A 19,293-nucleotide genomic window follows, 5' to 3' on the forward strand; every position below is an offset into this window, starting at 1 on the left:
TTATTATCATGAAAAAGAATATCACCATCATAACAGCATTAGCGGTATTATTTTTTGCATTTTCATCGTGTAAAAAAGCATTTCTGGATGAAAAACCCTTTTCTGCATATACCCCGCTAACGCTTACCGATTCACTGGGCTTTGAGGCCTCGTTAATCGGTTTATACAACCATACCAGTACCATCTTTTCGTGGTCTGACCAACAGGGCTGGCCAAGTGTTTGGCAGGTAGGTACCGATGTTGCCAATGCAACCAATAACCAGCAGGGCGTAGAAATCCCTTATTATAACTATGCCACTTTAACCCCTACGGATAATGGTTCTGCCCGCACCTGGAACAGAAATTACATTATGATCAACCTAACCAACATTATTGTTGATGGGATCGAAAACCCTTCTGTTACCACGTTAAGTGCCAAAGGGAAAAGCCTGGTAAGTGCAGAAGCTAAATTTTTCAGGGCTTATGCCTACAATAATCTGGCTACCTGCTATGGGGGTGTACCTTTAATTGTTCATGCCTTGAGCGGTCCAAAAACCGATTTTGTACGTGCACCGCTAGATGATGTAAATAATTTTATCGTAAGTGATCTCATTTATGCTGCGGCAAATTTACCAGATATCGAAGCGGTAAAAACAAATACAAAAGGCAAAATGTATGGCAGGGCCAACCGTTTTATGGCTATGCAGCTTCTTGCTGAAGTGTACCTTAGAATGAATAAACCAGATTTGGCAGAACAACAGGCCCAAGCCATTATTGCCAGCGGAAAATTCAGTTTAATTAAAAACCGTTATGGTGTTAAAAGCAGTTTGCCAGGCGATTATTATTCTGACATGTTCCAGTATGGCAACCAAAGGCGCTCGCAGGGCAATACAGAAGCCATATGGGTGTTGGAGCAAGAAAATCCAACCAGTGTGGTAGGCGGTATTACCGATAATCCGCAACAACGCAGGGTATGGGGTGCAGCCTATTATAATATTGCAGGTATGGCATTGGCCGATTCGTTAGGAGGCCGCTCTATTGGCCGTTTGCGTTTAAGTAACTGGGTTTTATATGGCCTGTATAAAGGAAAAGATATCAGAAACTCTCAATACAATATCCGTAGAAGATACTATTACAACGACCCGAACCCTACTTATGCAGCAAGATACGGTAAACAGGTGCCTTTCACCGGACCAGATACCCTGATCAATATTTGCCCAAGTACAACAAAATGGGGTGCTTTTGATCCCAATGATACTTTTGGTTATGCGATGATCAAAGATTTTATCCTGATGCGCCTGGGCGAAACTTATTTATTACTGGCTGAAGCGCAGGTAAAACAGGGCAAAACCAATGAAGCTGCAAACACCATTAATGTATTGAGGACGCGTGCAGGTGCAGATCAGGTTTCGGCATCACAAATGACGATGGATTTCATTTTGGATGAACGTGCACGTGAGCTGATCGGAGAGGAAAACAGAAGGATGACTTTAATGAGAACGGGTACCCTGGTAGAAAGAGCACTTCGTTTAAACTCAAATGATGCCTCTAAACCAATTACCGGTTTAACTGCCAAAAATTTATTATTACCGATCCCGTTGGGCGAAATACAATTAAATAAAGATGCCGTTATTACCCAAAATCCGGGTTACTAATTAATTATCAGGGTCATCATTTACTGATGGCCCGATAATAAAACATTGATTATATTACCGCATCAAACTTTTCAAACAAAACCTGATTATGCTTAAAACCAGATTACCCCTTGCACTGATTTTATTCTTTATTTCATTTTCGAATAACTTATTCGCACAAGAAAAGCTCAATGCTTTTTTCCCCGGTAAAATATGGAAAGACAATAATGGTGTGCATATCAATGCACATGGCGGCGGCATTGTAGAATACAAAGGCACTTATTATTGGTATGGCGAACATAAAATTGAAGGCGAAAAAGGCAATACCGCGCAGGCGGGTGTACACTGTTATTCATCAAAAGATTTATACAACTGGAAAGATGAAGGCATTGTCCTTGCTGTTTCTGATGATTTGAAAAGCGATATTGCCAAAGGATGTATTTTGGAGCGCCCAAAAGTGGTGTACAACAAAAAAACCAGGAAATTTGTAATGTGGTTCCATTTAGAGCTTTTGGGTAAAGGTTACGAAGCTGCCCGTGCAGGTGTGGCCATAGCTGATAAAGCAACAGGACCTTATACCTTTATCAAAAGCTATCGTCCAAATGCAGGTAAAATGCCATTTTATGCAGATGGCACACCTTTAACTGAACAGGCTAACTGTGATCAACCAGCCAATAAAAGCGATGGCTTTTTCTGCCGCGATTTACCCGGAGGCCAAATGGCGAGGGACATGACGGTTTTTGTTGATGATGATGGCAAAGCTTACCACATTTTCTCTTCCGAAGAAAACTTTACCCTGCACCTTGCAGAATTAACACCAGATTATTTAAGCCATACCGGAAAATTTATCAGGATATACGTGGGGCATCAAACCGAGGCGCCTGCACTGTTCAAAAAAGATGGGATTTATTATATGATAGGCTCAGGCTGTACCGGATGGGCACCCAACCCGGCCAGGTGGTTTAAATCAAAATCGATTTTCGGTCCGTGGGAGTTTATGGGTAATCCCTGCGAAGGCGAAAAATCAAATATTACTTTTGGAGGTCAGAGTACCCATGTGCTGCCTGCCCCGGGTAAAAAAGGCGAATTTATTTTTATGGCCGATAAATGGGAACCTAAAAATGCAATTGATGGCCGTTATTTATGGTTACCGATCAAATTTGATAAAGGAGATCTCAGAATCAGCTGGCTCGATAAATGGGATCTGAGCATCTTCAAATAAACTAAAATACAATAAAATTAAAAACAACTTGCGCTGAAAAGCGGGATAATGGATGTTTTTTATCCTAAAATTCTACCTATGAATACATTAAAATTAAAAAAATACCTGCTCCTGATTAGTGCTTTATGGTATGCCGGAGCAGCATTTGCACAGCAGGGCAACCATACTTTTAAACTCGGTGAAAGTGATTTCCTTTTAGATAACAAACCTTTTCAGATCATTTCAGGAGAGATACATTATCCAAGGGTACCGAAAGAAGCCTGGCGCGACCGCATGAAAATGGCGAAAGCTATGGGCTTAAATACCATAGGCACCTATGTATTCTGGAACCTGCACGAACCCCAGAAAGGTAAATTCGATTTCTCGGGCAATAACGATATTGCAAGCTTTGTTAAAATTGCTAAAGAAGAAGGCTTGTGGGTAATCCTGAGGCCTAGTCCATATGTTTGTGCCGAATGGGAATTTGGCGGTTACCCATATTGGTTGCAGAACGAAAAAGGCCTGGTTGTGCGTAGCAAACAGGAAGAATACCTGAACGAATACCGCAAATACATCAACGCTGTGGGCAAACAACTGGCACCATTACAAATCAACCACGGAGGAAACATCCTGATGGTGCAGGTAGAAAACGAATATGGTTCTTACGCCGCTGATAAAGAATACCTGGATATCAACCGGAAAATGTTTATCGACGCAGGCTTTGATGGATTACTTTACACCTGCGATCCTGAAAGTGATATTGTTGGTGGGCATTTAAAAGGTTTATTGCCGGCCATCAACGGTCAGGATAATCCAGAAAAGGTTAGAAGCGCCATCAATAAATACCACGATGGCAAAGGACCATATTTTATTGCAGAATGGTATCCCGCCTGGTTCGATTGGTGGGGAGCGGCACACCACACTATTCCCGCTGAAAAATATACAGGCAAACTTGATTCGGTACTGGCTGCGGGTATTTCTTTAAATATGTATATGTTCCATGGCGGCAGCACAAGGGCATTTATGAACGGTGCAAATTATAAAGATATTTCGCCTTACGAACCGCAAATCAGCAGTTACGATTACGATGCCCCTTTAAACGAGGCAGGTAACGCAACCGAAAAGTTCAGGCAGTTCCGTGCCGTGATCCAAAAGCACCTGCCAAAAGGCACAAAATTGCCAGCTATCCCTGCTGATAAGCCTGCAATTGCCATTAAACCTTTCAAGCTTACCAGTGTATCAAACGTTTTTGATCATTTGCCCAAGGGTATGGAGAACGATAAACCGCTAACTTTTGAAGATTTAAATCAGGATTATGGTTATATGCTTTACCGCACCACAATTGAGGGTGGCAAAAAAGGAATGCTCAAAATTAATAAACTGAGGGATTATGCCCTGATTTTTATCAATGGTAAGCGGGTTGGGATCTTAGATAGAAGACTCAACCAGGATAGTATCATGCTGGATTTACCTAATGGCAGGCTGCAACTTGATATTTTTGTAGAGAATATGGGGCGGATTAATTTTGGTAAATACCTGTTAGAAAATAAAAAAGGTATTACCGAAAGTGTTTTATTCAATGGCGCTGAATTAAAAAAATGGACAATGTTCAGTTTGCCTTTTAACCATACTGAAGCCACTGATGCCAAAGCCCCTGCAAATATCGCCGGTGAAGGCCCGGTAATCAGAAAAGGAACTTTTAACCTTGTCAAAACCGGCGATACCTATCTTGATATGCGTGCCTGGGGCAAAGGCGTGGTTTGGGTAAACGGACATAATTTAGGCAAATATTGGTCTATTGGCCCACAACAGACCATTTACCTGCCAAAAGAATGGTTAAAAGCGGGTAAAAACGACATTATTGTATTAGAATTGCTGGATAATAAGCAAGCTACGTTAGAGGCCATATCTACCCCGATTCTAAACAGCCTGAAAAAATAATGAGTGCATGAAACCGGGGTATGCAAGTGCAGATTCCGATAAATAAATTTTTACCTTAGGTAGCTGTAATAAAAACGCCAAAATTATCACCGTTAAAATATTGAACATGAAGTACTGCCTGTTTTTTTTATTGATCTGTGCAAAATTAAGTTTTGCCCAAAACCTGCAGGATTACCGCATTAGTCCTGTAGAATTTAATAAGGTAAAGCTAATAGATAAATTTTGGCTGCCCCGTGTTGAAACCAATAAAGAAGTTACTATCCCGACTTCATTTGCCCGTTGCGAAAATACCGGTAGGTTAAAAAACTTCGAAATGGCGGCAAAAAAAAGCGGGAAATTCTGCACGGCCTATGTATTTGATGATACCGATATTTACAAAACCATCGAGGGGGCTTCTTATTCGCTCGCTGTTTATCCTGATGCAAAGCTCGAGGGGTATATCGATTCATTAATTGTGGTAATCGCAAATGCACAGGAACCGGATGGTTATCTCTATACCGCAAGGACCATAAATCCTGCAAATCCGCCATCCTGGTCTGGAAAAGAGCGTTGGGTAAACGAAGGGAATATGAGTCACGAATTGTATAACTCAGGCCATTTAATCGAATCGGCAGTGGCGCATTACCAGTCAACAGGCAAGAAAAACCTGTTAAATATTGCCATAAAAAACGCTAATCTGCTCGTCGCCACCTTTGGGCCGGGCAAAAGGAGTGTAGCTCCCGGACATGAGATTGTAGAAATGGCCCTCGTGCGATTATACAGGGTTACAGCAGATGAAAGTTACCTTAAACTGGCGAAATTTTTTATCGATCAGAGAGGAATAAAGCAATACGATGCAAAAGATAAAAACCCCTGGAAAAACGGCGCATACTGGCAGGATCAAACTGCGGTAATCAACCAGGATGAAGCTGTTGGCCATGCCGTAAGGGCGATGTATTTATATTCCGGCATGGCCGATGTTGCTGCTTTAACCGGAGATAAAGATTACCTGAATGCCATTGATAAAATTTGGGCCAACATGTGCGGCAAAAAAATGTATGTAAACGGTGGCATTGGTGCTGTACCCGATGGCGAACGCTTTGGTAAAGATTACGAATTGCCCAACGCCACTGCTTATAACGAAACCTGTGCAGCAATTGGTAACGTGTACTGGAACCAGCGCATGTTTTTGTTGCATGGCGATGCTAAGTATATCGATTTGATGGAAAAAGTGATGTACAATGCGTTGCTTTCAGGTGTAGGCCTGGATGGGAAAACATTTTTCTATACCAATGCGATGCAGATTTTCGACGGGCCTCATCATAAAGATGCTGAGCCGGGAAGGTCTGGCTGGTTCGAATGTTCCTGCTGCCCAACCAATATGTCGCGCTTTTTGCCCTCTCTTCCAGGTTATATTTATGCACAATCCAAAGATCAGGTTTATGTGAACCTTTTTGTAGCCAGTTCTACTGAGCTGAAAGTGAATAATCAGTTGGTTAAAATTACCCAGCAAAACAATTACCCCTGGGAGGGAAACCTTAATTTTAGTATAGATCCTCAGGAAGCCAGCACTTTCAGTCTTAAACTGCGCTTGCCTGGTTGGGCAATGAACGAGGCAATTCCCTCTGATCTTTATAGTTACCACCAGAAAGGCAAAGCAGGATTTATGATAAAAGTAAATGGTAAAAACGCAAAATATCAGATCGAAAAAGGTTATATAACCATCCAAAAACTTTGGAAAAAAGGGGATAAGCTTGAATTTGTGCTTCCGATGGAAGTGAAAAAAGTAACCGCAAATGCAAAGCTTAAGGAAGATGCAGGCAAGATCGCTTTGCAACGCGGACCAATCATGTTTTGTGCAGAAGCGGCAGATAATACAGCAAAAATAAGTGCGATTAAGGTGCCCGGAAATACACAATTTAAATATTCTTTTAATTCAGCGCTTTTAAATGGAGTGGCAGAACTGAGCGGTAACGCTGTAACCACCGCAGCTGATGGAAATGATGTAACTGTGCCATTTAAGCTCATTCCATATTATGCATGGGCAAACAGGAGCAAAGGAGAAATGAGTATCTGGTTTCCTGAATTGTAAAAAAAAATCCCGCGGTTTGTCACCCTAAGGGATAATTTATTGGATAAAATTAGTATAAATGATAGAAGAATTTACGTAAATAATATAGTCATTTCGACTGAAGCTCACCGATTTTTCATCGGTAGCATAATGGAGAAATCTTTTTAAATTTGATGCAAAGATCTCTCTACTTCGCGTTGCTTCGGTCGAGATGGCGATTTTTCTATTGGACTTGCGTGAATAATATCGTCATTTCGACTGAAGCTCACCGATTTTTCATCGGTAGCGTAATAGAGAAATCTTTTAAATTTGATGCAAAGATCTCTCCACTTCGCACTGCTTCGGTCGAGATGACGATTTTTCTATTGGACTTGCATGAATAATATCGTCATTTCGACTGAAGCTCACCGATTTTTCATCGGTAGCATTATGGAGAAATCCTTTAAATTTGATGTAAAGATCTCTCCACTTCGCGTTGCTTCGGTCGAGATGACGACTTTTCTATTGGACTTGCTTGAATAATATCGTCATTTCGACTGCAGCTCACCGATCTTTCATCGGTAGCATAATGGAGAAATCCTTTAAATTTGATGCAAAGATCTCTCTACATCGCGTTGCTTCGGTCGAGATGACGATTTTTCTATTGGACTCTGTCAATGGGAGTATTCCCGGTTGTGCTGGAATGAAGACCCTTCTTTTTTATTTCGCTTTTTTCACGCCTTCACTCGTCATTACAATTCTTTTGATCGTTCCGTCGCTATTGTAATTTAAATAATCGATACAAACTGATCTTCTAAAACTTCCTCCATCGGTATTAATAGCGCCGTTATGGTAAATAAAATATGATTTTCCTTTAAAATCGATGATGGCCTGGTGATTGGTATTGGAGTTTCCGGCAATTTCATTTAAAATACCTTTATATTCCCATGGGCCATTTATATTCCTGCTCATGGCATAAACAATCTTTTCAGGGAAACCCGATGCATAGGATAAATAATACCATTTTTTGCGTTTATGGATCCACGGTGCCTCTGTAAATTCAGGAACTTCTACTTTCTGAACAGGACCATCCAACTCAACCATATTCTTTTTCAGTTTGGCATAATAACACCTTTGATTGCCCCAAAATAAATACGCCTGTCCGTCGTCGTCAATAATTACTGTCGGATCGATATCATCCCAGCTAATTTTTACATCAGTAGTCATATCATTTGTAATCAAAGCTTTTCCAATCGCATCTTTAAAAGGACCGCGTGGGTTATCGGCAACTGCCACACCGATAGATTTACCATGGATACTGCCGTGCTGGATGGCCACATACCAATAAAACTTTCCATCGCGTTCAATTACCTGCGAAGCCCATGCGTCATCGCTGGCCCAAGCGAAACTTTTTACATTCAACGGCGATGGATGCTCCTTCCAGGTCACCATATCAGCTGATGAATAACATAGCCATTCGTGCATTTCATAACGTTCTTTGCCTTTGGGTGCAACATCGTGTCCGGTGTATAAATAAACCGAATCGCCATAAACAAAAGCTGCCGGGTCGGCGGTATATTTATCTGTAATAATCGGGTTGCCTTTAGAAACGATGATTTTCTCTTGTGCTTTTGCTGCTAAGAAACTAATTGAAAAACCTAAGAGCGATAAGAATATTTTTTTCATTTTTATTGAGTTAATAAATAGATCAGTTTTTTGTTATTCTACTAATAAAACAAATCCACCATTCGGTTTCATGGTGATTATACTGGTACCCTGGCCATTCCATCAGGCGTTTCTGCCAAATGCTGCACTCACGATTGAAAAATTACTGGGAAGGCAAGTTCAAAGCCATTAGTAGTATTACGGTTTATTTTAGGAAACTTGTTCAAGGTCATCGGTGTAAAATCCATCGGTTCGAACACATTTTGTATGGCAATAATTATGGCAAATGCAAGGGCAGGGACTTTATATTTCATTACGGGATTATTTTAATTCGAGTACGACGACAGATTGTGCAGGAAGCTCCACTTTCAATGTATTTCCCGATTTTTTAGCCCCTGTAAATTTTGCATTGTGCACTTTACTGGCATTTGTAAACGTATTTACATCAGTAAGTTGTGCTGATGTTAAAATCTGGCCGGTAACGGTTTTCCATTTTAATTCTCCAAGATCTGTGCGTAAATCAATTTTGTTTTTTGGATCTAGGTTAACCAGCGAAATATGGATGGCCCCTGTACTATCCTGCGATGCAGAAACATTTAACGCGGGGATTTTTTTATCCCCCAGGCTGTAATCGGGACTGGTAAAATTAACGGGCAAATATTTGGCATCCATGTGCACTTTATACAGATCGAAAACATGATAAGTGGGGGTAAGTACCATTTTATCTTTTTCAGTTAAGATTAAAGCCTGTAGTACGTTTATGGTTTGCGCCAGGTTTGCCATTCGCACACGATCGGAATGGTTGTTGAAAATATTAAGGGTTGTGCCGGCAATTAAGGCATCGCGCAGGCTGTTCTGCTGGTAAAGAAAACCAGGATTTGTGCCAGGCTCTACATCCGTCCAGATTCCCCATTCATCAACAATGAGCGCTACTTTCTTTTTTGGATCGTATTTATCCATAATAGCAGCGTGTTTGCTCACAATTTCTTCCATGCGCAAACAGTTTTTCATGGTGTTAAAATACTGTTCTTCATCAAATTTTGTGGCAGATCCTTTGGCGCTCCAATTGCCCGTTGGCAGGGTGTAATAATGCAGGGTTAATCCCCACATTCTGCCTGCCCCAATGTTTTTCATGCAGGTTTCTGTCCATCGGTAATCATCCGCGTTGGCACCACTGGCAATTCTTTTTAAAGGTGCCCCTGCATAATCTCTTGCATAAGTGGCATATCTACGGTATAAATCGCTGTAATATTCAGGGGTCATATTTCCCCCGCAGCCCCAGCTTTCATTCCCAACGCCCCAGAACGAAACTTTCCAGGGTTTATCCATACCATTTTGTTTGCGGATGGCTGTCATTGGGCTTACACCGTCGAAATTAAGGTATTCTACCCATTTAGCCATTTTCTCAACGGTTCCGCTGCCTACATTGCCGGCAATGTAGGGTTCGCAATCGAGCATTTTACAAAGGTCCAGAAACTCGTGCGTACCAAAACTATTGTCTTCGGTTACGCCTCCCCAGTTGGTATTTACCATTTTTGGGCGTTCGTTTCTCGGGCCTATGCCATCACGCCAATGGTATTCATCGGCAAAACAACCGCCCGGCCAACGCAGATTAGGAACTTTTATTTTTTTTAGGGCATCTACCACATCTAATCTTATTCTGCCTTTATTCGGGATACCGGAGTTTTCGCCCACCCAGAAACCATCGTAAATGCAACGGCCCAAATGCTCGGAAAAATGGCCATAAATGTGTTTGCTAACAATTTGATTTCCTGCTGGTTTAATGCTGAGCAGGGCTTCGGTTTGTGCATGGATTAATGAGCTGCTACAGAGCAGAGCAATTAAAAGGGTTAATTTTTTCATCTGTTTAGATTGTTATGGCGCCCGGTTTTTTAATTAAAAGGGATTTTAATCACGCTGAAAGAATAGGGCTTTAAGCTGGTATTTAATTTTTTGCCCTTTAAATTGATGGTTGAAACTTTTGGACTTAGTGCCTGAGGATTATCGAATGAATTTACCTGATTGAGGTTCGAATCAGCCAGTTCTTCCAGTGTTCCGCTGTTTTTTAATTTGGTTTTTCCATCCAGTTCAAAATCAATTAACTGGCTTTTGCCCGTGTTGTTAGCTATTTTGATAATCAGTTCTTTTTTGTTTTTATCGAGTACAGAGGAGGCGTACAACCCGTCCTGACCAATGATATTTTTATCATCCAATGTGATCGAAACTACATCAGTTCCTTTATTGGTGGCAAAAAGTTTCTGCACATAATAATCGGGCGTGCCGTAAACATTCAGGTTATCTACCCAAATCATATCCGGAGCCCACTGCCAGGCATCAATATGTGCAAAAAGTGGTGCATAAGAAGCCATTTGAACCACATCGGCGTTACGCTCCAAACCTGTCATTAAAGCCGCTGAAGCCAGGGCACTTTGCCAGTTATTGCGGTTGCTGCCAATCACGTTTTTATCGGCGTGAACAGCATATTCGCCTACAAAAACCTTCGATTCGTTCCGTGGATAATTATCATAGCGTCCCGCATTTTTCAAAAACCAATCTGCCGGGCGGTAATAATGTTCATCTATAAAATCGGCTTTATTTTCTCTTAATGAAGTATTGAGCAGGTTAAAACGGTCGCCCTCTGGATCAGTGCCCGAACTGTTGATGAGTTTAAAATCAGGATATTTTGCTTTAATGGCCCTGGTGAAAATGGCTAAACGTTCCAGGTATTGAGGTCCCCAGTTTTCGTTTCCAATGCCCATCATTTTTAAGTTAAAGGGTTTCGGGTGACCCAGATCTGCCCTCATTTTACCCCATTTGGTGTTTACCTCGCCATTGGCAAATTCGATCAGGTCGAGGGCGTCCTGAACATAAGGATCAAGCTCATCCAGGGCGACTACTTCCCCGGTATTAAACTGACAGGCCATGCCACAGTTTAAAATGGGCAGGGCTTCCGAACTAATATCTTCTGCCAGCTGGAAGTATTCGAAAAACCCCAGGCCAAAACTCTGGTAATAATCTGGCGCAGGGCGGTGTGCAAATTCCGTATTCCACCTGTTGATGAGTTGCTGCCTGTTTTCTATCGGGCCTATTGTTTTTTTCCATTGATAGCGGTTGGCCAAATCGGTGCCTTCTACAATGCATCCTCCGGGGAAACGGATAAAACCAGGTTTCATATCTGCCAAAAGCTGAACCATATCGGCCCTTAAACCTTGCTTACGGCCTTTCCAGGTATCGCCGGGAAAAAGCGAAACCATATCCAGATCGATTTGACCTTTTCCTTCAAAGACGATGGCAAATTTTGCCTTTGGATCTGTTTCTGTGGCAATAAAACTGGCTGATTGTTTTTTCCAGTCGCTGCCGCTTTGCTCCGGAACAAGGTTTCCTTCTCCAATTACTTTATTGTTTGCACTTAATAACTGTAGGTGCAGGGTTACACCGGAACTTTTCAGACGGTACATCACCGAGAAATCATAACGCAATCCTTTCTTTACACCTATGCCTTTAAAACCCTCGTTGGTGAGGCCAAAAGTGCCGTTTTCGTTGTTAATTTGCAGGTAACGTGGGTTTGCCGTATTTACTTCTTTACGGTTAACAACCAAAATTTCGCCCTCACTGGCTTTTTCTCTTTGAATGCTCCAGCCCATTAAGGGTTTTGCAAATTCGAACGACCTGTTTTTAATCAGTTCTGCATAAATTCCGCCATCGGCACCAAAATTAATGTCCTCAAAAAATACGCCCCACATATTGGGTTGAACCTTTGCAAGGGTATAATCTGGCTTAATTTTAACAACTTTTGGGATTTGCGCCTGCACTAACATCGGGATGGCTGTAAAACTTAGCGAAAAAGTAAAACAGGCGTTTAACACGCTTTTTTTAAGTGCGTTTAATTTCATTGGTTTTTAATATTTGGTCGATTCTAATTGTAAAATTAAAATATTTAACATAATAAACGTTATTTATACGATTATTATTTCCAAATAAAATAATCTACAATGTTATCATGTACAGAAAAATGAACTGGCTTTATTGAATCAATAAAATTTAGCTGAAAAAAGTAAAATTGCTGATTTTCAGAATGATCGCTATTGAATGACTATAATGCTTCACTGTAGTATATTAACATCGGGAAGATAAAATATCACGGGCAATATGGCGCACCGAATTAGCTGTTTTCTGTTTGCATAAGTTACATTTCCCGATCCAAACGTAAGCGAAAAGTAATGGTAAACCATCAGGGGTAAAACTTCGGACAAAGGAAAGTTTACTGATTTGCGTATTTTTTAAAAACGTGAACCAGACTTTCGGCAATGATTTTATTGCCTTTATCAGAAGGGTGCAAACCATCATAGGTCATTTTAATTGCATCCAACGGGTAAGGATAATCGTCGCTTTGAGGCTGGTAGGGGATAGAAGCCGATTCGGGATATTTATAGTTTTGGTACGCTCCGGTAGACGGATTTTTTAACCTTTTAAATTTGACTGATTTTTCGACTTTAAGTTTTTGATTATGGTAAAGATCAACTACAGGGAAGTTTTCATGCTTGCCAATTTCGGCGATTGCGTTGGCAAACATTTCTAAAGTCTGGCCATTTTTTGCTTTATACGATCCGAAGGCATTGTTGTTAGCATTGGCGATGTACACAAAATCATTCCGTTGCATTGGCGTTATGATTACAATTTTAGCGCCAGGGTTTAAACTTCTGATTTTATCAATGATGATGCGGTAAGCACCACAGGTAGTTCCTGTTCCGGTGTTGTTGATATAATCGCTTAAAGAACCAACCGGGATTCCAGCCCACCAATCATTAGTACCCAGAAAAATGGAATATAAGTCTGACTGAACAATTCCCAGCTTATTAATTTCTTTCGCGATGCCAACGCTTGTCCAGCCGTTATGCCCCTGATTGATATAACTGATATTTGGTAAACGTTCTTTAACCCGGTCCAGATAACCTTTTTGTACACGGTTTCCGGTTTCATTTAAGTGGTTGTTGAGGTAGGTGATGGAATCGCCAATGGCTGTCCACCTGATTACTTTTGCAGGGATAAACGAAAAATTAATAATGGTGCTGAATAAAAAGATTAAAATAATTCGGTTATAGTTTTTCTTGCTCATAAAGCCTTTATAATCATCCTGGTGTTTAAAAAATGCCTGGCGATGAATTTAAGAAGAATATTTTAGGTTTTATTGTGATGTTTGGTTAGAAAAGATGCTGAAAGATAGTGAATTTTAATTCCGGAGAGCCGTGAAGAAATATTTTAACGACTTAAAGTCCTTCAGTGTAAAAGCAAATGTTTAAAAATGGTTTAAGCATTTGACTAACCAACATTAATAAAGCACATATTTTACCGAAGAACGCTGTCAATTAAAAAATCTATGACAACCTCGTTATTCCCCTCCAATTACATCAATCAAAAAATTAATTGCGTCAGCAGAGTGAAGTGCTTTTGTTGATTGCATCGTCATATCTGCCGTTTCCGAAGCCCTTTTTAACATTTGTTTTTCATATGCTGAAATGGCCTCTTTACTATTTTGGAAATGATTATCCTTAAAACATTCACTAAGCTCTAAAGCATCGAGCATGGCCATATTTACTCCTTCGCCAGCATAAGGAGGCATTAAATGTGCTGCATCGCCAAGCATGGTTAAATTTGAGATGGTTTCCCAGCTTTGATCCAGCGGCATACAATATTGCGGGCGGGGAACAAAAGCAGCAGATGCATTTTCAAATAATTCAAGCCAGATCGGATCCCAGTCGGAAAATTCCCTTTTAAACCAGTTTACCACCTGGTTTTGATCAGAAAAGTTGATCCCTGATTCCTTAGCCCAGGCTTCCGCCGTATTGCATCCGGTATAAAATACCAAACTGCCATCACCTTTTGAACTTACGATTAATGATTTTTCATTTCCCATGGCAAATATTTTTCCGCCGTTAAGCAGGGCATGCATTTTAGGTGTGGCAGTTGCTGACGAATAAACAGCACCTTCAACAATGGTAATGCCTGAATAAAAGGGCCTAACAGGTGTAATATACGGTCGGATTTTAGAGTTTGCGCCATCAGCTGCAATAACAATATCTGCTGTTACAATATCCCCGTTTTTGAACTCAATCAACCACGATCCGTTATCGGGTTTAAGTGATACAAAGTGACTGTTCCAGATTACAGTATCCTTTTCTAATGAATCTAAAAGGATCTTTTGCAGCGGACCACGGTCTATTTCAGGACGGAATGCCTCTCTATTTTCCGTGTCATTATCCTCAAATACAATATTTCCATGCTGATCAACGATGCGGGTACGGTCTGCTCCGGGGCGATAATTGGCCATAAATGCATTCATAAGTCCGGCTGCCTGTAGCGCTGCAAGTCCCGATTCTTCATGTAAATCCAATGTTGCACCTTTTGGCCGTGCATTTTCGTTAGTGTCGCGTTCGTAAACGTTTATGTTAAAGCCATCCATTTGTAGCAAACGGGCTAAAGTTAAACCACCCGGACCAGCACCGATAATGGCAATTTTTTTATTTTTAATGTTGTTCATTGTTTTTTTGATTGGTGATGCCTTTAATTATAATCTCACAGCAGGTTAAAATCACCTCTTCCGTAATAATCTGTACCGGACGATCCAAATGATCGAAATATTCTGCTACCAGATCCTGAATAGGCGAGAAGAGTAATGCCCGGTGCACATCGTGTGGGAAATCGGGTATTAATCCGCCCTCCACATTTGTTTTTAAGAACACATGGATCGGTGCAAAAAACGCACCTTGCTGGATATTTTTCGTCTGAAAAGCCTTGTTTAAAAGTGGAGAAGATTTACCATATTGGATGAGTGAAAAAGCAGGTTTGTTGTTTTTGAGGTAGCTGAACGTGTTTAACCAGAGTTTTTTCATTCCTTCGGCAAAGCCCATTTCAGGATCGAAATCTTTTAACACTGCATTTTCATAAGTACCGAGTACTTCTTCAATAAACAGTTTTACCAGCAAATCTTCCTTGTTTTCGTATTTGATGTAAATGGTACGGGGCGATATATTGGCTGCCTTTGCAAGTTTTTGCATGCTGAGGTTTTCCAAACCTTCTTCAGAAATAATCTGTAAGGCAATGGATCGGATGGCTGCTTCTTTCTCTAAACTTTTAGGCCTCATTTTGTTTTATCATTTAATAAGCATCAAAAGTAAGTAAACGTTTGTTTACTTTTAAATTTAAAATAAATTTTGACAAATGGATTAATTTAGGGCTTACCGAAGAATAATTAACCATGTAAGAATATAAGATCATGTAAGCTTATATGTTTCTTAAATGCCTTAAATGGTTAAAAAATATAATAATAAATAAATGGTGATAAGAATTTATTGCATAACCTTGCCTCGGCTCGCCGCTGCCGAAGGGCTCTTTCTTTTTGGCATCAAAAAGAAACAAAACCGAGGCTTGCCGAGCTCATTAATGCAAATAAAAAAAGATAAACAGCTTATTAATAAAATGCCGGCTGAAAATTTTTCTTTGGGAGTCCGTGGTTTGGCTGGGCCATTGGAGCCCGAAAAATTTATTAGGCCGGGTTCTAGCTGAACGGGGATGAGGTGCTTTGGCCTGGCTGGGTGGAAATGCAAATACCAGTAAATTATTAATTAATAAATAATTACAAAATAACGTCAATGGTAGCTTGTTGAAGGACCTTCGATTACTCCTTTGCGAATCTTTTCGACAAGCTCAATATGGCAGCTTCTTGAGAAATACCTAAAGTAGTTTCCAGCACTAAAACTTATCTTTCATCCCGAACAAACCCATCAATCCTCCGGTATGAATAGCAAGGATTTTATCGTTTTTACCAATAATACCCTGTTTTTGTAAATCGACAATGGCATAAAACATTTTTGATGTATAAACCGGGTCTAAAAGCAATCCGGTTTTAGCAGTAAAGATTTTAATAGATTCGATCAGTTCGGGAGTGGTTTTGGCATAACCACCAAAATGATAATCGAGATGGAGTTCTAAATGATCCGAAAGGGGTGTGTATTTTTCTATTTCATCCTGAATAAATGATCCACCTTTTAACACCGGGATAATGTTGAGTTTGGTATTTAATTGATGTTGCTGTATCCCTTTTAGTAAGCCTGCTGCTGTAGTTCCTGTTCCGGCGGCACAGAAAATATGATCGTAAGTTTCAGTCAATTCGCTGATGATCTCTGCACAACCTGGTATGGCTTGGGGTGATGCGCCACCTTCATCAATAAAAAATGCCTGTTTATCATTCGCAAAATGTCGTTCAAATAACTTGTGTTTGTCCTTATAACTTTCCCGGTCAACAAAAATGAGCTTCATGCCAAATAAGCTGCATAATAATAACATCTCATTTTTAACTTCTTCGCCACGGACAAAAGCAGTCGATTTTAGTCCTGATCTTGATGCTGCCGCGGCCGTTGCCACCAGGTGATTGGAATAAGCCCCGCCAAAAGTGATTAAATGTGTTTTGTTTTCTTCTCTGGCTTTAGCTAAAATGTATTTGAGTTTGCGCCATTTATTGCCCGAAATGTAAGGATCAATCAGGTCATCTCGCTTTACAAAAAGATTGTTAAAAGGAGCCAACCCAATTTTTTGTACAGGACTATTTATTTCTTCGAACACGCGTAAAAATAAAAAACACCTGAGTATTTCAGGTGTTTTTAAGCATTATTATCTATAATAATTTATTATTTACCAATACCTAAACCAATCCCCGCATTAACCATGCTGTATTTGGCTTGTGTATATGAACCGTAAAATTTAAAGAAACCAAATTTCAGCTGAAAGCCTAAACTTGCCCTTACGCCATCAATATCAGTTTGTTTCACCGAAACCGGATCAACATAAGTTGCCGAAGTTGTAGCACTGGTGGCGAAACGATAAGTACCCAGAGCTTTTAAATTGGTGTTGGAAGTTTGATAACCCACACTTACAAATGGCGTAAAAAAGAGAATCTTTTTAGAAAAAATGGCATCAAAATTTACACCGTTAAATTTAGCGTCAATGCGTTGATCTGAATTTCCTGTATTGTCGATATCTAAAGGCAAGGTGTATTTATACTGAGTAAAACCACCTGCTATGGCAATATCTACCGGAATTAATTTTTCTGTTGATCCCATAATTAAAGGTAAAAGTTCCACTTTAGCACCAAAACCGATCATTGATAAACTTCCTAAATCACTACCGATTTTTATTTTAGGCATGGCCCTTAAAGTAACATCGATATTTTTGGGCAAACCTAAAGTAGCCTGGATTTGGGCAGATGGCACTACGTGAAAGCCCACGCCTTGTGGCAGGTTGAAAAATTTACCAGTAGGGATACCGTTGCTGGTGTAAATTTCCATTTTACCACCTTCATGGTCATCGCCAAAAGCAGTTGGTCCGATTGAAGAAGCGCCGGGAGCAGGTTTGATGTTACTTAAACCCAGGGTATTTACATCATAACTTCTGGCCGATTGCGGAACAAAAGCAGCGGAGGCCGAAACCCTGACATCGAACTTTAAAAAACCTTTTGATTGGGCAGTGTTCGACCAGCCATCGGTTAAACCGAGCCCCAGGCCTTTATATAAAGGGTCGAAATAAGCATTAACCAGTTTTGTCGCATCTGCCGGACCGCCTACAAACAAGCCTCCAACATCTTGCTGCGCACTCGCTTTTTGGGTCATTACCAATAAAAATAAAGCCGCCAAGGCCTTTAAAGAGTAGTATTTTTTCATATAAATGATTTAGGATGATTTGATTGTATTAAAGATAAGCCTCTTTTTCCGAAAACTGCAATCATTAAAAAATTCTTGAAGTTAAAAGTTTATTTTTGCCCCATGGAAAATGTGGTCGAATTGCAGGAATCAGAAGAGCAGGAATTATATGAACATTTAAAAATCATTGTCGATAAGGGGCAGTCTTTACTGCGCATTGATAAATTTTTGATGGTGCGTGTAGAAAATGCCTCGCGAAACCGTATTCAGAATGCAATCGATGCAGGCAACGTTCTGGTAAACCAGAAACAGATTAAAGCGAGTTATAAGGTTAAGCCTTTTGATGAGATTTCGATTGTTTTGCCTCATCCGCCACGCGATACCGAGGTTTATCCGGAAGATTTGCCGCTTGATATTATTTATGAAGACAGCGATCTTTTAGTAGTAAACAAGGCTGCAGGGATGGTGGTGCATCCGGGATTTAACAACTATACCGGAACGTTGGTTAATGCTCTGGCCTTTCACTTTGAAAAATTGCCTCAATTGCCCGGCAATGATGGCCGACCGGGTTTGGTGCACCGCATTGATAAAGATACCTCAGGTTTATTGCTGATCAGTAAAAACGAAAAGTCGATTACCCATTTAGCCCGCCAGTTTTTCGATCACAGCATTACCCGTAAGTACATTGCGTTGGTTTGGGGCGATATCGAAAATGATGGAACAGTAACCGGTTATATCGGCCGCAGTGCGAAAGACCGCCGTGTGATGGATATTTATGACGATGAAGAAAAAGGCAAATGGTCGGTAACGCATTATAAAGTATTAAAGCGCCTGGGTTATGTAACGCTGATCAGCTGTGAGCTCGAAACCGGCCGTACCCACCAGATCAGGGCACACATGCAGCACATTGGTCACCCGCTTTTTAATGATGCGATGTATGGTGGCGATAAAATTTTAAAAGGCACCACTTTTAATAAGTACAAGCAGTTTGTAGATAATTGCTTCGAATTATTGCCCCGTCAGGCCCTGCACGCACAAAGTTTAGGTTTTATTCATCCCACTACAAAAGAATATATGTACTTCGAATCACCATTGCCGCCCGATTTTAAAGCGGGCTTAACCAAATGGGAAAATTATATCGTTACATCATAA

At 40.5% G+C, this 19,293-nt stretch carries 14 protein-coding genes; 5 read left to right on the top strand and 9 right to left on the bottom strand.

All coding sequences use genetic code 11. The features are described from left to right. The first annotated feature begins 8 nt into the window (after nucleotides 1–8). The 4 genes from ABD769_RS06435 (at nucleotide 9) to ABD769_RS06450 (ending at nucleotide 6,826) form a co-directional block, all read left to right on the top strand. Nucleotides 9–1,634: a RagB/SusD family nutrient uptake outer membrane protein gene (locus tag ABD769_RS06435; protein ID WP_344850401.1), complete on the top strand. Its 1,626-nt coding sequence runs from the start codon at nucleotides 9–11 to the stop codon at nucleotides 1,632–1,634. A gap of 88 nt (nucleotides 1,635–1,722) precedes the next feature. After that, a complete protein-coding gene (locus ABD769_RS06440; protein ID WP_344850402.1) occupies nucleotides 1,723–2,835 on the top strand; it encodes a glycoside hydrolase family 43 protein in 1,113 nt (370 codons plus the stop codon). 78 nt (nucleotides 2,836–2,913) lie between these two features. After that, a complete protein-coding gene (locus tag ABD769_RS06445; RefSeq protein WP_344850404.1) occupies nucleotides 2,914–4,755 on the top strand; it encodes a glycoside hydrolase family 35 protein in 1,842 nt (613 codons plus the stop codon). 106 nt (nucleotides 4,756–4,861) lie between these two features. Beyond that, on the top strand, nucleotides 4,862–6,826 hold the full coding sequence (locus tag ABD769_RS06450) for a glycoside hydrolase family 127 protein (RefSeq protein ID WP_344850406.1): 1,965 nt from the start codon (nucleotides 4,862–4,864) through the stop codon (nucleotides 6,824–6,826). A 678-nt stretch (nucleotides 6,827–7,504) separates the two neighbouring features. Here ABD769_RS06450 and ABD769_RS06455 read toward each other — a convergent pair. The 9 genes from ABD769_RS06455 to ABD769_RS06495 form a co-directional block, all read right to left on the bottom strand. Further along, on the bottom strand, nucleotides 7,505–8,470 hold the full coding sequence (locus ABD769_RS06455; RefSeq protein WP_344850408.1) for a glycoside hydrolase family 43 protein: 966 nt from the start codon (nucleotides 8,468–8,470) through the stop codon (nucleotides 7,505–7,507). A gap of 128 nt (nucleotides 8,471–8,598) precedes the next feature. Next, nucleotides 8,599–8,763, bottom strand: a complete 165-nt coding sequence (locus ABD769_RS06460) for a hypothetical protein (RefSeq protein WP_344850410.1) — start codon at nucleotides 8,761–8,763, stop codon at nucleotides 8,599–8,601. Between the two features lie 7 nt (nucleotides 8,764–8,770). After that, complete coding sequence (locus tag ABD769_RS06465; RefSeq protein WP_344850412.1) at nucleotides 8,771–10,312, bottom strand: alpha-N-arabinofuranosidase; 1,542 nt, start codon at nucleotides 10,310–10,312, stop codon at nucleotides 8,771–8,773. 29 nt (nucleotides 10,313–10,341) lie between these two features. Beyond that, a complete protein-coding gene (locus ABD769_RS06470) occupies nucleotides 10,342–12,342 on the bottom strand; it encodes an alpha-L-arabinofuranosidase C-terminal domain-containing protein (RefSeq protein WP_344850414.1) in 2,001 nt (666 codons plus the stop codon). A 368-nt stretch (nucleotides 12,343–12,710) separates the two neighbouring features. Further along, nucleotides 12,711–13,565, bottom strand: a complete 855-nt coding sequence (locus tag ABD769_RS06475) for an SGNH/GDSL hydrolase family protein (RefSeq protein ID WP_344850415.1) — start codon at nucleotides 13,563–13,565, stop codon at nucleotides 12,711–12,713. 273 nt (nucleotides 13,566–13,838) lie between these two features. Then, on the bottom strand, nucleotides 13,839–14,987 hold the full coding sequence (locus ABD769_RS06480; RefSeq protein WP_344850416.1) for an FAD-dependent oxidoreductase: 1,149 nt from the start codon (nucleotides 14,985–14,987) through the stop codon (nucleotides 13,839–13,841). Then, nucleotides 14,974–15,591 carry a TetR/AcrR family transcriptional regulator gene (locus ABD769_RS06485; protein WP_344850418.1) on the bottom strand — a complete coding sequence of 206 codons (618 nt, stop codon included), beginning with the start codon at nucleotides 15,589–15,591 and terminating at the stop codon, nucleotides 14,974–14,976. The genes ABD769_RS06480 and ABD769_RS06485 overlap by 14 nt, the downstream gene beginning before the upstream one ends. A 607-nt stretch (nucleotides 15,592–16,198) precedes the next feature. Then, entirely contained in the window at nucleotides 16,199–17,068 is an 870-nt protein-coding gene (locus ABD769_RS06490; RefSeq protein ID WP_344850421.1) for a 1-aminocyclopropane-1-carboxylate deaminase/D-cysteine desulfhydrase, read from the bottom strand. Between the two features lie 65 nt (nucleotides 17,069–17,133). Further along, nucleotides 17,134–18,162 (bottom strand): DUF6588 family protein, encoded by a 1,029-nt coding sequence (locus ABD769_RS06495; RefSeq protein WP_344850423.1) that lies wholly within the window; start codon nucleotides 18,160–18,162, stop codon nucleotides 17,134–17,136. A gap of 102 nt (nucleotides 18,163–18,264) precedes the next feature. On the opposite strand from ABD769_RS06495, the gene ABD769_RS06500 reads away from it, so the two are divergent. Beyond that, entirely contained in the window at nucleotides 18,265–19,293 is a 1,029-nt protein-coding gene (locus tag ABD769_RS06500) for an RluA family pseudouridine synthase (protein ID WP_344850425.1), read from the top strand.

The sequence above is a fragment of the Pedobacter jeongneungensis genome, assembly GCF_039538295.1.
Taxonomy (GTDB): Bacteria; Bacteroidota; Bacteroidia; order Sphingobacteriales; family Sphingobacteriaceae; genus Pedobacter; species Pedobacter jeongneungensis.

Bases quoted from the DNA above. Each gene is read 5' to 3' on its own strand.
- ABD769_RS06435 (WP_344850401.1), top strand. From the start codon at position 9: ATGAAAAAGAATATCACCATCATAACAGCATTAGCGGTATTATTTTTT.
- ABD769_RS06440 (WP_344850402.1), top strand. From the start codon at position 1,723: ATGCTTAAAACCAGATTACCCCTTGCACTGATTTTATTCTTTATTTCA.
- ABD769_RS06445 (WP_344850404.1), top strand. From the start codon at position 2,914: ATGAATACATTAAAATTAAAAAAATACCTGCTCCTGATTAGTGCTTTA.
- ABD769_RS06450 (WP_344850406.1), top strand. From the start codon at position 4,862: ATGAAGTACTGCCTGTTTTTTTTATTGATCTGTGCAAAATTAAGTTTT.
- ABD769_RS06455 (WP_344850408.1), bottom strand. From the start codon at position 8,470: ATGAAAAAAATATTCTTATCGCTCTTAGGTTTTTCAATTAGTTTCTTA.
- ABD769_RS06460 (WP_344850410.1), bottom strand. From the start codon at position 8,763: ATGAAATATAAAGTCCCTGCCCTTGCATTTGCCATAATTATTGCCATA.
- ABD769_RS06465 (WP_344850412.1), bottom strand. From the start codon at position 10,312: ATGAAAAAATTAACCCTTTTAATTGCTCTGCTCTGTAGCAGCTCATTA.
- ABD769_RS06470 (WP_344850414.1), bottom strand. From the start codon at position 12,342: ATGAAATTAAACGCACTTAAAAAAAGCGTGTTAAACGCCTGTTTTACT.
- ABD769_RS06475 (WP_344850415.1), bottom strand. From the start codon at position 13,565: ATGAGCAAGAAAAACTATAACCGAATTATTTTAATCTTTTTATTCAGC.
- ABD769_RS06480 (WP_344850416.1), bottom strand. From the start codon at position 14,987: ATGAACAACATTAAAAATAAAAAAATTGCCATTATCGGTGCTGGTCCG.
- ABD769_RS06485 (WP_344850418.1), bottom strand. From the start codon at position 15,591: ATGAGGCCTAAAAGTTTAGAGAAAGAAGCAGCCATCCGATCCATTGCC.
- ABD769_RS06495 (WP_344850423.1), bottom strand. From the start codon at position 18,162: ATGAAAAAATACTACTCTTTAAAGGCCTTGGCGGCTTTATTTTTATTG.
- ABD769_RS06500 (WP_344850425.1), top strand. From the start codon at position 18,265: ATGGAAAATGTGGTCGAATTGCAGGAATCAGAAGAGCAGGAATTATAT.